The following is an 11,802-nucleotide window of genomic DNA, read 5'->3' as shown; positions in this document are numbered from 1 at the left end:
CAGTCGGCTCCCCCTCGCTCGTGTTTACGCCGTCTTCGGCCGCGCGAACTCGTCGTACGGCAGCGTGAGCGGACGGGTCCGCGGGGGCATCCGCACCACAGCCTCGAGCGCCGGGCCCAACGCCTCCCGCCAAGCGTGGTAGCCGTCCTCGTTCAAGTGCAGACCGTCCGGCGAGTACTGCTCGAGGAGTCCGCCGTCCTCCCCCGCGAGCACCGGCCACAGGTCGAGGTAGCCCGCGTGCGCGGTGGGCGCGAACTGCCAGAGGTGGCGGTTGATCTCGCGGATCTGCGGGGCGAACTCGTGCCCGCGCGGCAGAACCGAGGTGACCAGGATGCGCACATCGGGCAGGTCGCGGCGGAACGTTGCGACCACGGTCTCGATGTTGCGCACGACGTGCTCGGTGGTGCGGTGCCAGGCCAGGTCGTTGGTGCCGATCAACAGCACCACCGTGTCCGGCTCCTGCGCGACGAGCTCGGGCAGCCGCGCGACGACGTCCGCCGTAGTGGCCCCACCGACTCCCTCGTCGACGACTGTCGACTCCGTCAGCCAGTCGCCCCAGGCACCGGCCTGAATGATGCTGTCCCCGATGAAAAGGACCTTCCCCAGCTGGAGATCGCGCCCCGCGTCCGCCATCGACCGTTCGCTCATCGTGCTCCTCTCGTCGGCGTCCCGGGCGGTCTCGCCGCCGTCGGACCCCTCCATTGTCACCGCTGCACCCTGCGCCCGCCAGGGGAGCGCTCGTCGCCGGAGTCCGGCAGGTCGGCCGCAGTGGCCGTGATGCGGTTGGCCATACCGTTGAAGATGATGCCGTGGAAGGGCAGGATCGCGAACCAGTAGAGTCGGCCGGCGAGGCCCTGCGGGAAGAAGACCGCGCGCTGTGTGTAGACCGATCCGCCGTCTCCGGAGGGCTCGGCACGCATCTCGAGCCAGGCGCCTCCGGGCACCTTCATCTCGGCGCGCAGGCGCAGGAGCGTGGGCCGCTCGATCGCCTCGACCCTCCAGAAGTCCAGCGCGTCACCCGCGTGGAGGCGGGCGGAGTCGCGGCGCCCGCGCTGGAGCCCTACTCCCCCGACCAGGCGGTCCATCCAGCCGCGGATCACCCACGCGAGCGGGAAGGAGTACCAGCCGTTGGTGCCGCCAATGCCCTCGATCACGCGCCAGAGCTTGGCCGGGTCGGCGGGGGTGCGCCGCTCCTTGAGGTCGACGTAGACCGTGTGGCCGGCCCACTCCGGGTCGCTCGGCAGCGGATCGCTGGGGGCGCCGACGACCTCCGCGTTCTGCCAGCTCGTCTCGATCTCGCCCGCCTGCATCTTTCCCAGCGCAAGCCGGACCGCCCGGCGGTACGAGGTCAATCCGCCCTCCGGGTCGGGGATGAGCCAGCGGATGTCCTGCTCGTGCACCACGCAGTCGTACTGGAGGGAGGCGATGATCGGCACCGCGAGCGAGCGCGGGATCGGCGTGACCAAGTTGACCCACTGCGAGGCCAGCCACGGCGTGAACACCGGCAGAGACGCGATCGGCCGCTGCGGCAGACCAGCCTCCACTGCGTAGCCGTTCATCATCTGGCCGTAGCGCAACACGTCCGGCCCGCCGATGTCGAAGGTCCGGTTCAGCGAGGCGTCCTGGAGCGAAGCGGCACCGATGAGGTAATGCAGCACGTCGCGCACCGCGATCGGCTGGATGAAGTTGCGCACCCACTGCGGCGCGGGCATGTACGGCAGCACGTCGGTGAGGTGACGAACCATCTCGAAGGAGGTCGATCCGGAGCCGATGATCACGCCGGCCTGCAGCGCGATGGTCGGCACGCCCGACTCCATCAGGATCCGGCCCACCTCCGCCCGCGAGCGGAGGTGCTTCGAGAGCTCCTGGCCCTCGGGGTGCAGGCCGCCGAGGTAGACGATGCGACCGACGCCGCCCGCCTTCGCCGCCGTGGCCACATTCTGCGCGGCCCGGCTCTCGACCTCCTCGAAGTGGGCGTGGTCGTTTCCAGAGCCCATCGAGTGGACGAGGTAGTAGAGGACGTCGACGCCCTCCACGGCCGCGGTCAGCGACTCCGGATCGCCGAGATCGCCCTGGGCGACCTCGACCTCACCCGCCCACGGCACGTCGGAGAGCTTGCGCGGATCACGCACGAGAACGCGCACCCGGAAGCCCGCCTCGAGAAGGCGGGGTGTCAGCCGACCACCGATGTAGCCGGTGGCGCCGGTGACGAGCGCGAGGGGTCGCGCCGAGTCAGTGGGGGTATCGCTCATGTCGCCACGCTACGCCGGTGGCGCCGCGACCTCCCCCGCTGGTGCGGGCTCGCGGGCCCTGCTAGGCGGGCCTTGACTCGCGCTCAGGCGATATACCGAGGACCTCGCGGACGCGCAGAACGTCCTGGTTCATCTGGCGGATGAGCGGCTCGACGCCCTCGTAGGCGACCTGGCCGCGAATCCGGCCGACGAACGCCACGTCGACCACGCGATCGTAGAGGTCGAGGGTGTCGAGCGTCTGGTCGAGCACGTACGCCTCGACCTGCTTCGGCGGCACTCCGACGAAGGTGGGGTTGCTGCCGACCGAGATCGCGGCGGGATGCGTGACGCCGTCGGTGCTGAGCCGCCCCGCGTAGACGCCGTCGGCCGGGATCAGGCCCTGCGACTGGGGAGAGAGATTCGCGGTCGGGAAGCCGAGCTCGCGCCCGCGCTTCGCGCCGTGCACGACCACTCCGCGGACCACGGGCTCGTGCCCGAGCAGGCGCGTCGCGTGCTCCACATCGCCTTCTGCGAGCAGCTGGCGGATCCAGGTGGAGGAGACGCGGCGGCCATCCTCGGGCCGCACGTCGTCGATCAGCTCGACCTCGAAGCCGTACTGCCGCCCGAGCACGCGGAGCAGGTCGACGTCGCCCGCGCCCCGGGCGCCGAAGCGGAAGTCGGAGCCGACGAGCACCACGCGGGCCTCGAGAGCGTCGACCAGGATCTGCTGAACGAACTCCTCCGGCGAGAGCGCGCGGAACTCCTCGTCGAAGGTGAGCAACAGCGTCGCGTCGACGCCGGTTCCCGCGAGCAACTCCAGTTTCTGCTCGTTGCCGGCCAGGACGGGCGGACACTTCTCCGGCGCGATCACGCTGAGGGGATTGCGGTCGAAGGTGACGACCACGGCGGCCAGAGCCCGCTCGCGCGCCCGCTCATGCAGCGTGCCGATCACGGCCCGATGCCCGGAGTGGACGCCGTCGAACTTGCCGATCGTGACCGCGGAGGGGCCGATCCCGGCTAGATCGCCGGGGCGAGTCTCGACGCGCATCAGACCCCCGCCCTTGATGAGCGCCGCCCCTGCACGCGGAGCCACCAGAGGCCGAGCATCGGCAGGACGAGCGGGATGAGCAGGTACCCCGCGCCGAACGCCGCCCAGACTGTCGACTGACGGCCGAACGGATCGGCGCTGGTGAGCCCGAGCAGCTGCGGTGCGAGCAGGCTGAGCGCGCCGACCACGAGCACGCCCACCAGCTCGAACGTGATGGTCACCCAGGCCACTCGCTGCCAGGCGCGCCCCGGCTGGACCAGCGCGACGGTCGCCACGATGTACACCACGGCTGAGAGCGCCGAGAGCGAGAACGCCAGCGGCGCCTCGTCGAAGCGGTCGATGATCTGAAAGACGGAGCGACCCGTCGCGGCAAGCGCCAGAATCCCGTACACCACGACGAGCAGGCTGCCGATACCGCGCGAACGGGCCGAGCGGGTCGAGTCGCCGCTTCCGGAGGCCGAGGGGTTTCGAGGGTTGTGGGCGGCCCGTCCGGACGCATCGCTGGCTGGTTTCGACATCGCAGGTCCATGCTAGGCGCTCGCCGGGCCGGGTCCGGCGGTAGGCCGGATCAGGCGCTCTGGAAGAACCAGATCTGGTGCATCCGGTAGACCATCACCGCGATCGAGAGGCAGGCGACGCCCAGGATCACGGTGCTCCAGCGGCTCCGCTCGATCAGCGCCCAGAAGCCCGCGGCGAGCGGCAGGAGCAGCGCCGAGATCAGGTAGATGTAGTACTCCGGCAGGCTCCCCGACGGGCGGTTGCCGACCAGGGGAGAGACGAGCGCGACCGCCAGCTGCACGATCAGGAGCAACTCGACGATCGCCGTCGCTCCCACCGAGACATCAGAGGGGCGGCGGGCGAGCAGCCCGAGCACCAGGCAGAGCAGGCCCGCCACGACGGCGATCCCCACCTGGAGGGTCGTGAACCACTCGATCACGACGCGACCGTCCGCAGGTCCTCGGTCGGGAAGTTGACCACGCTCTTGAGCTGGGTGCCGCGGCGCTCGGCGAGGCCGATCAGCCGCTCCCCCGGGCCGACGGCGGCGAGGAGCCCCGTCGAACCCGCGACCGCCTCCGGGGCCGGGATGCGTTTGCCATTGGCGAGGTCACCCGCCTCCTGCGCATCGAGGTGGAGCAGCGGGAACAGCTCGCCTGCCACGCGCGTCGGCGACAGGAGCGCGGCGGGGACGTCGAGCTCGTCGATCTCGCCGGCCTGCGCCACCGAGAACGGTCCGACGGCGGTGCGGCGGAGGGTCGTGAGGTGCCCGCCGACTCCGAGCGCCGCGCCGAGGTCACGAGCCAGCGCACGGATGTAGGTGCCGGAGGAGCAGGTGACGCGCACGTCGAGGTCAAGGCGTGCACCCTCGTCGGGGGTGTCGATCCGGCGACTCTCCAGCAGGTCGAAGGCCGAGACGGTCACCGGACGGGAGGCGAGAACGACCTCCTCGCCGTCGCGGGCGCGAGCGTAGGCACGCCGGCCGTCCACCTTGATCGCGCTGACTGTGCTCGGAACCTGCTCGATCGCTCCAGTGAGGGCCGCGATGCCGTCGGCCACCGCCTCCGGGGTGAGAGCTGCCACGAGGTCGGAGTCGGCGGAGGCGAGGACCTCGCCCTCGCGGTCGTCTGTACTGGTCGAGGCGCCGAGCCGAATGGTCGCCTCGTACTGCTTGTCGAGGCCCACCAGGTAGGTGAGCAGCCGCGTCGAGGGGCCGAGCCCGAGGATCATCAGCCCGGTGGCCATCGGATCGAGTGTGCCCGCGTGGCCGACCTTCCGGGTCCCCGCGCGGCGACGAGTCCGCGAGACGAGGTCGTGGCTGGTGATGCCGCCGGGCTTGTCGAGCAGGAGGATGCCGTTCGGAGCCGGGGCGGGGGTCTCGAGCACGGATGTGAGGATACACGGACGGATCGGGAGTCCTCTCTGGGGGTGGCGTCGGACCCCGCTCCTCCCCGCCCTAGGCTGTCCGGATGAGGATCGCAGTACTCGGAGCAGGCGCCGTCGGCGGCACCGTCGCCGCCCTTCTCGACAAGGCGGGGCACGACGTCGAGGTCACCGCTCGCGGCGACCACCTCACCGCGGTCCGCCGCTCGGGGCTCCGTCTGGATGGGGCGTGGGGCGAGCACACCGCGTGGGTCCGCTGCGGTGAGACCCTCGACCTCGTCCCGGATCTCGCCATCGTCTGCACGAAGGCGCAGGACGCCGAGGACGCGCTGCGCAGCAACCGTCGCACCGTCGACGGCACTCTGGTCGTCGTCGTCCAGAACGGACTCGACGGCCTCACCGCCGCCGCCCGCCAGGTGCGCGACGCTCGCCTCGTCGGCGCCCTGGCCCTGTTCGCCGCGAGCCACCTCGAGCCCGGTCGCGTCACCGTCACCGCCGCTGCGACGACCACGCTCGGCGTCCCCGGCCGTCCGGCCGACGACGACGTGCGCCGCGCCGCCGCTCTTCTCGGCGAGGCAGTCCCCACCGCGGTCACGGACGACTTCCTCGGCGCGCAGTGGACGAAGCTGCTGATCAACGAGATGAACGCCCTCCCGGCGATCACCGGGCTCTCGGTGCAGGAGACGATCGCCGACCAGGGCCTGCGCCGAGTCCTGGCTCGGGCGATGCGCGAGGCCGCCCGGACCGGCATCGCTGCGGGCATCCGCTTCGGCTCGCTCCAGGGCCTCTCGAACGCCTCCGTCCGCGCACTCGCCGCCGCTCCGCTGCCCGTGGTCGAGCTGCTCCCCCGCCGGATGGCCGCCGGCATGGGCGAGGTGCCCAACCCCGGATCGACGCTGCAGAGCATCCGACGCGGGGTGCCCAGCGAGATCGACCACCTGGCCGGAGCCGTGGTCCGCACCGCTCATCGCGGTGGACGCGAGGCCCCGGTCAACCAGCTGCTGGTCGACCTGGTGCATGAGGTCGAGCGGGCGGGCACCTTCCTGCCCCCCGCCGAGGTCGTTCGCCGGGCCGCCGCGGTCTGAGACTCCGTCCCGGCTCTTCTCTGCGTTCGCTGTGCAGGCGGCGCGTTCAGCAGGAGTCGGCGAAGATGCGGCGGGGCTGCTCCGGATCGCGGATGTCGACGAGGATGCCCGCGAGCCGGCGCGGATCCGTCGTGGCGCGGTAGGCCCGATCAACCGGCGGCTCCTGCGTATCGAGCCGGATGCTGGTGCTCCACGCCCCGCGCAACTCCGGCCGCAGCGCGAACTCGCCGTCCACGAGCAGCACCGCATCGCGGCCGGCGGTCCGCCAGCGCGCCTGCCTCGCCTGGTCCCGCAGCGAGTCGAAGCCCGCGAGCACGAATCCCGTGCTTCCGCCGAGCGTGAACGGATCCAGGAGCACCCGCCGCAGGAGTTCGTAGTTGTAGCCGCCCGCGTAGGAGCGCTGCTGCTCGGGCACGGCGGGATCCTCCCGCTCGGCCCGGGGACGGCGGAAGTCCGCAAGGTGCGCGATGATCGCGTCCCGACCGGCCCGGCGCAGCGCCTCCGCCAGCTCGAGAGCGAATGCGCCGCTCACCTCCGGGTCGTCGCCGTCGATACCGACCGTGACCCGTCCGCGCGCGTAGTTGTGCAGCACCTCCGCCGCGAGAGCGTCGAGCACATCGGCCTTCTGCGGAGCCCACCTGGTCATCCGCCCACGATACGCGCCAGCGCCTAGTGTGGGCTGATGCCCTCCGCCGCCCTCGCCACTGCGATCGTCGCCTGGTACCGCACGAACGCACGCGACCTGCCGTGGCGCCGCGAGGGATTCCCCGCTTGGGGCACTCTGGTCAGCGAGGTCATGCTGCAGCAAACCCCTGTCCTGCGCGTCGTGCCCCGATTGGCCGCCTGGCTGGAACGCTGGCCGACCCCCTCCGCCCTCGCTGCTGTCCCGCCCGGCGAGGCGGTGCGCGCCTGGCAGTCCCTCGGCTACCCGCGACGGGCACTCCGCCTGCACGCCTGCGCCGTGGCGATCGCCGAGGAGCACGGCGACGTGGTCCCGGACGATGTCGACACCCTCCTCGCGCTGCCCGGCATCGGCGACTACACCGCGCGCGCCGTCGCCGTCTTCGCCTACGGACGGCGCCATCCGGTGGTCGACACCAACGTCCGGCGGGTGATCGCACGCGCAGTCGGCGGTGCGGCCGAGCCCGGTCCTCCGCGCGCGAAGGCCGACCTCGACGCGATGTCGGCGCTGCTGCCCGAGTCGCTACCCGACGCCGCGGCCTTCAACGCCGGAGCGATGGAGCTGGGGGCGATCGTCTGCACCGCCCGAGCCCCGCGCTGCGGCGAGTGCCCGATCCGCGACCTCTGCCGCTGGCGGGCTGAGGGCTACCCGGAGCACACCGGAGCGGTGAAGTCGAAGCAGAAGCGGTTCGAAGGCTCCGATCGTCAGGTCCGCGGGCTCATCCTCGCCGAGCTGCGCGCCGCCCACGGCCCGGTCACGGCGGCCGAGGTGGAGTCGCTCTGGCCCGACGCTGAGCAACGCGGTCGGGCTCTGGCCGGGCTTCTGGCCGACGGCCTGGCGACCGGGGACGCCGACAACGGCTATCTCCTCCCCGGCTCCTGAGGCCGGTTCATCGTCCGGCGTCGGAGGGGGCGGGTAGGGTCGGCGCCGCGACCGGTCGCCGCCTCCGCCTCTCCCGCCCCGACATCGACCGCACGGGCGTCGCCCGCCTCGACTACCACGGCGTGCAGCACAGCGTCGACGGGGGCGACCCGCACCCTCCCCGAGGAGAAGGTCGTCGCCGTCGACGGCGCCTACGTCCGCCGGCTCGACACCGACGATCCCGCCCAGCTCGCGATCGTGTACGCAGCGGCGACGCTATTCCGCGGCGCCGGCTGCACCGCTGTCGTCGTCCTGGACTCGCTCGACGTCGCCACGGGCTCCGCTGCGTTCAACCTCGGCGTCTAATCCTCGGTGTCGTCCTCGCGGGGCTTCACGTAGGGGTCGGCCTCGCCTGCGTAGTCCGCCTGAGCGGCGAGCGACTGCACCTGCGAGTCCTGGCTGCGCGCGGTGGCGAGAAGATCCTCGATGTGCTTCGCGTTCTCGGGAAGCGCGTCGAGGATGAACTCGAGCGACGGAGTGAGCCGCGCGGTGATGTTCTTCCCCACCTCGGTCCGCAGCATGCCAGTGGCGGCCTTGAGGGCGGCGGCCGAATCGGCACGCTCCTCGTCGGTGCCGTACACCGTGTAGAACACGGAAGCGTGCTGCAGGTCGCCGGTCACCTGCACATCGGTGATCGTGACGAAGCCGAGGCGCGGGTCACGGAGACCGCGTTCGAGCCGCTTCGCGACGATCACCTGGATACGTTCGGCAAGCTTCCTCGCCCGGGCCGGATCTGCCATGACTGGTCCTCACATCTCTCTCGGCGAACCGTTCAGCTCGCCATTCAACCACTCCCCGCCCGTCCGACTGTTCCCGTCCGGGGGGCCTTGCGTCGTCCGACGTCTTCCCGAGTCTGCGACGGCCGCGGCCGCCTCGGTCTCAACCCGCGGCAGCGCCCGTCGGAGGGTCCGCGCCTCCGAGACGAGGGCGTTTCCCATTCCTCCGGAGGAGGGAGAGGACGAGAGTCCCCTCCCGATCCCACTGCGCACCAGGAGAAACGCCGGAAGGCCCGGGCGGACCCGGGCCTTCCAGTGGAACGAATCAGCCTCGCGGCTTCTCCTTCATCTCGATCGTCTCGATCTCGTCGCCGATCTGGATGTCGTTGTACTTACCGAGACCGATACCGGCCTCGTAGTCCGTACGGACCTCCGTGACGTCGTCCTTGAAGCGACGCAGCGACTCGATGGCGAGGTTGTCACCGACGACCACGCCGTCACGAATGACACGCGCCTTCGAGTTGCGGGTGATCGTGCCGGAGCGGACGATGACACCCGCGATGTTGCCGACCTTCGAGGAGCGGAACACCTCGCGAATCTCGGCGACACCGGACTGAACCTCCTCGAACTCGGGCTTGAGCATGCCCGTGAGCGAGTTCTCGACCTCTTCGATCGCGTTGTAGATGACCGAGTAGAAGCGGATGTCCACTCCTTCTCGGGCAGCGCGCTCGCGGGCCTTCGGGTCGGGGCGGACGTTGAAGCCCACGATGATCGCGTTGTCGATCGTCGCGAGGTTGACATCCGACTCCGTGATCGCACCGACACCGCGATGGATGATCCGCAGCTGCACGGAGTCGTCGACCTCGATCTTGACGAGCGACTCCTCCAGCGCCTCGACGGCACCGGACACGTCGCCCTTGATGATGAGGTTGAGCGACTCGACCTTCCCCTCCTCGAGAGCACGGGTGAAGTCCTCGAGCGAGATGCGCTTGCGGGCCTTGGCCAGCAGGGCGTTGCGCTGAGCGGCTTCGCGCTTCTCGGCGATCTGGCGAGCGGTGCGATCCTCCTCGGTGACGAGGAAGGTGTCGCCGGCGCGGGGCACGGACGAGAGTCCCTGCACCTGAACCGGACGCGACGGTACGGCCTCGAGGACGGCGTTGCCGTTCTCGTCCGCCATCGCACGCACGCGGCCGTACGCCGTTCCGGCGACGATCGCGTCGCCGACCCGCAACGTTCCCGACTGGATGAGGACGGTCGCGACCGCACCGCGTCCCTTGTCGAGCTTCGCCTCGATCGCGACTCCGCGCGCCTCCTTGTCGGGGTTGGCGCGCAGGTCGAGACCGGCGTCCGCGGTGAGCAGCACGGCGTCCAGGAGGTCCTGGATACCGGTGCCGGCACGGGCCGACACGTCGACGAACATGACGTCTCCGCCGTACTCCTCCGCGACGAGCCCGAACTCGGTGAGCTGCTGGCGCACCTTGGCCGGGTTCGCGTCGGGCTTGTCCACCTTGTTCACCGCGACCACGATCGGCACGTTGGCCGCCTGGGCGTGGTTCAGCGCTTCGATGGTCTGCGGCATGATGCCGTCATCCGCCGCGACCACCAGGATCGCGATGTCCGTGACCTGGGCACCGCGGGCTCGCATGGCGGTGAACGCCTCGTGACCCGGGGTGTCGATGAAGGTGATCGGACGCTCGATGCCCTCGTGCTCCGCGACGACCTGGTACGCACCGATGTGCTGCGTGATGCCGCCCGCCTCGCCGGCGACGACGTTGGCGTTGCGGATCGCGTCGAGCAGGCGCGTCTTTCCGTGGTCGACGTGACCCATGACGGTGACGACGGGGGGACGGATCTCGAGGTCCTCGTCCGTCTCGTCGTCCAGCTCCTGCTCGAGGTCGAGACCGAAGCCCTCGAGGAGCTCCTTGTCCTCATCCTCGGGCGAGACGACCTGGATCGTGAAGCCGAGCTCGGAGCCGAGCACCTCGAAGGTGGCCTCGTCGAGCGACTCGGTCGCCGTCGCCATCTCGCCGAGGGCGAAGAGGACGGTGACCAGGTTGCCGGGGGGTACCGGCACGCCGGTCATGGCCTCGATCTTGTCGGCGAAGTCCGAGATCGACGCGCCGCGGCGAAGACGGATGACCGTCTTGCCGTCCCCGCGGGGAACGCTGACACCGCCGAGCGACGGGGCCTCCCTGAGCTCGAACTCCTGACGCTTCGTGCGCTTGGACTTGCGGGCCTTGCTCTTGCCGCCACCGCGGCCGAAGGCGCCCGCGGTCCCACCGCCGGGGCCGCGACCGCGACCGCCGCCGCCACCGGGACGGGGGGCGAAGCCGCCACCGGCACCGGGAGCACCGCCGGGGCGCTGGAATCCGCCGCCGCCGGGACGACCGGCACCGCCGGGACGTCCCGCGCCGCCGCCGGGCCCGCCGGGACGCTGGCCGAAGCCGGCGGGGCGCTGGCCCATACCGGGTCCGCCGGGTCGGGGCGTGCCGGGGCGCGGAGCTGCGGGGCGGGGAATGTTGCCCGGGGTCGGACGCGATCCCATGCCCTGCGAGCTGGCGAAGGGGTTGTTGCCGGGGCGCGGGGCGGCCGGACGCTGTCCCATGCCCTGGTTGCTGGCGAACGGGTTGTTGCCCGGACGCGGGGTGCCGCCGGGGCGGTTGGAGCCGCCCGAGGCACCACTGGGGCGCGGAGTGTTCGCGGCGGGAGCCGGACGCGGAGTCACAGGCTTGGGTCCGCCCGGGGTGGGGCCGGACGTCGGCTTGTCGGTCGCGGCCGGGGCCTCGGCCGCCTCGGTCGGAGCCGGAGCGGCGGCCTCGGCCGGGGCGTCCTTCGCGGCCTGAGCGCGCTGAGCGGCCGCGGCCTCCTGGGCGGCCTGAGCCTGAGCCTGGCGTTCGGCGACCGACATCGGCGGAGCCGGCGCCGGAGCGGGCGGCTTCACCGGGCCGGGCGTCGGCGCGGAGGGGCGTGCGCCGGCGGGGCGGGGAGCCCCGGGCCGGGCGCTGGCGGTAGGGGTCGCCGGGGTCGACGACGCGCCCGCTGCGGATCCGCCCTGGCCCTGAAGGGCCTGGCGGAGCTTGCGGGCGACCGGGGGTTCGATGCTCGAGGACGGTCCCTTGACGAACTCGCCGAGCTCTTTCAACTTCGCAAGTGCGACCTTGCTATCGACACCGAGTTCGGATGCGATCTCGTGTACGCGTGGTTTTGCCACTTCTCTCCTGTCTTGGGCCTGCACCCAAGA

11 protein-coding genes are annotated in these 11,802 nt (G+C 71.4%); 2 read left to right on the top strand and 9 right to left on the bottom strand.

Annotated elements, in window-relative coordinates:
• Nucleotides 1-24: 24 nt before the first annotated feature.
• From C5D07_RS09190 to truB, 6 genes are all read right to left on the bottom strand, one after another.
• Nucleotides 25-648: a GDSL-type esterase/lipase family protein gene (locus C5D07_RS09190; protein WP_249028212.1), complete on the bottom strand. Its 624-nt coding sequence runs from the start codon at nucleotides 646-648 to the stop codon at nucleotides 25-27.
• Between the two features lie 56 nt (nucleotides 649-704).
• Nucleotides 705-2,252, bottom strand: coding sequence for an SDR family oxidoreductase (locus tag C5D07_RS09185; RefSeq protein ID WP_104259203.1), 1,548 nt, complete (start codon nucleotides 2,250-2,252; stop codon nucleotides 705-707).
• Nucleotides 2,253-2,313: 61 nt separating this feature from the next.
• A complete protein-coding gene (locus C5D07_RS09180; RefSeq protein ID WP_068257375.1) occupies nucleotides 2,314-3,279 on the bottom strand; it encodes a bifunctional riboflavin kinase/FAD synthetase in 966 nt (321 codons plus the stop codon).
• Nucleotides 3,279-3,797 (bottom strand): hypothetical protein, encoded by a 519-nt coding sequence (locus tag C5D07_RS09175; RefSeq protein WP_068253913.1) that lies wholly within the window; start codon nucleotides 3,795-3,797, stop codon nucleotides 3,279-3,281. The genes C5D07_RS09180 and C5D07_RS09175 overlap by 1 nt, the downstream gene beginning before the upstream one ends.
• Before the next feature lie 50 nt (nucleotides 3,798-3,847).
• Entirely contained in the window at nucleotides 3,848-4,216 is a 369-nt protein-coding gene (locus C5D07_RS09170) for a hypothetical protein (protein WP_104259202.1), read from the bottom strand.
• Complete coding sequence (gene truB, locus C5D07_RS09165) at nucleotides 4,213-5,160, bottom strand: tRNA pseudouridine(55) synthase TruB (RefSeq protein WP_104259201.1); 948 nt, start codon at nucleotides 5,158-5,160, stop codon at nucleotides 4,213-4,215. Before truB ends, C5D07_RS09170 begins: the two co-directional genes overlap by 4 nt.
• Before the next feature lie 83 nt (nucleotides 5,161-5,243).
• Between truB and C5D07_RS09160 the strand changes: the two genes are divergently transcribed.
• Nucleotides 5,244-6,242: a ketopantoate reductase family protein gene (locus C5D07_RS09160; RefSeq protein WP_104259200.1), complete on the top strand. Its 999-nt coding sequence runs from the start codon at nucleotides 5,244-5,246 to the stop codon at nucleotides 6,240-6,242.
• A 46-nt stretch (nucleotides 6,243-6,288) separates the two neighbouring features.
• Here C5D07_RS09160 and C5D07_RS09155 read toward each other — a convergent pair whose 3' ends face one another.
• Entirely contained in the window at nucleotides 6,289-6,888 is a 600-nt protein-coding gene (locus C5D07_RS09155) for a nucleoside/nucleotide kinase family protein (protein WP_146076657.1), read from the bottom strand.
• Nucleotides 6,889-6,924: 36 nt separating this feature from the next.
• On the opposite strand from C5D07_RS09155, the gene C5D07_RS09150 reads away from it, so the two are divergent.
• Nucleotides 6,925-7,806, top strand: coding sequence for an HhH-GPD family protein (locus C5D07_RS09150; RefSeq protein ID WP_068253927.1), 882 nt, complete (start codon nucleotides 6,925-6,927; stop codon nucleotides 7,804-7,806).
• Between the two features lie 341 nt (nucleotides 7,807-8,147).
• On the opposite strand, the gene rbfA is transcribed toward C5D07_RS09150, so the two are convergent.
• Together rbfA and infB are read right to left on the bottom strand one after the other, a co-directional pair.
• Entirely contained in the window at nucleotides 8,148-8,585 is a 438-nt protein-coding gene (gene rbfA / locus C5D07_RS09145) for a 30S ribosome-binding factor RbfA (RefSeq protein ID WP_104259198.1), read from the bottom strand.
• Between the two features lie 301 nt (nucleotides 8,586-8,886).
• Nucleotides 8,887-11,772, bottom strand: coding sequence for a translation initiation factor IF-2 (gene infB, locus C5D07_RS09140; protein WP_068253936.1), 2,886 nt, complete (start codon nucleotides 11,770-11,772; stop codon nucleotides 8,887-8,889).
• Between the last annotated feature and the right edge of the window lie 30 nt (nucleotides 11,773-11,802).

The organism is Rathayibacter tritici (assembly GCF_002932875.1).
In the GTDB taxonomy this organism is placed as follows: domain Bacteria; phylum Actinomycetota; class Actinomycetes; order Actinomycetales; family Microbacteriaceae; genus Rathayibacter; species Rathayibacter tritici.
Note: the sequence above shows the minus strand (reverse complement) of the source record. Positions and strands in the feature narration are given on the sequence as shown.

Coding starts and splice junctions, on each gene's coding strand:
- C5D07_RS09190 (WP_249028212.1), bottom strand. CDS start 648: ATGAGCGAACGGTCGATGGCGGACGCGGGGCGCGATCTCCAGCTGGGG.
- C5D07_RS09185 (WP_104259203.1), bottom strand. CDS start 2,252: ATGAGCGATACCCCCACTGACTCGGCGCGACCCCTCGCGCTCGTCACC.
- C5D07_RS09180 (WP_068257375.1), bottom strand. CDS start 3,279: ATGCGCGTCGAGACTCGCCCCGGCGATCTAGCCGGGATCGGCCCCTCC.
- C5D07_RS09175 (WP_068253913.1), bottom strand. CDS start 3,797: ATGTCGAAACCAGCCAGCGATGCGTCCGGACGGGCCGCCCACAACCCT.
- C5D07_RS09160 (WP_104259200.1), top strand. CDS start 5,244: ATGAGGATCGCAGTACTCGGAGCAGGCGCCGTCGGCGGCACCGTCGCC.
- C5D07_RS09155 (WP_146076657.1), bottom strand. CDS start 6,888: ATGACCAGGTGGGCTCCGCAGAAGGCCGATGTGCTCGACGCTCTCGCG.
- C5D07_RS09150 (WP_068253927.1), top strand. CDS start 6,925: ATGCCCTCCGCCGCCCTCGCCACTGCGATCGTCGCCTGGTACCGCACG.
- rbfA (WP_104259198.1), bottom strand. CDS start 8,585: ATGGCAGATCCGGCCCGGGCGAGGAAGCTTGCCGAACGTATCCAGGTG.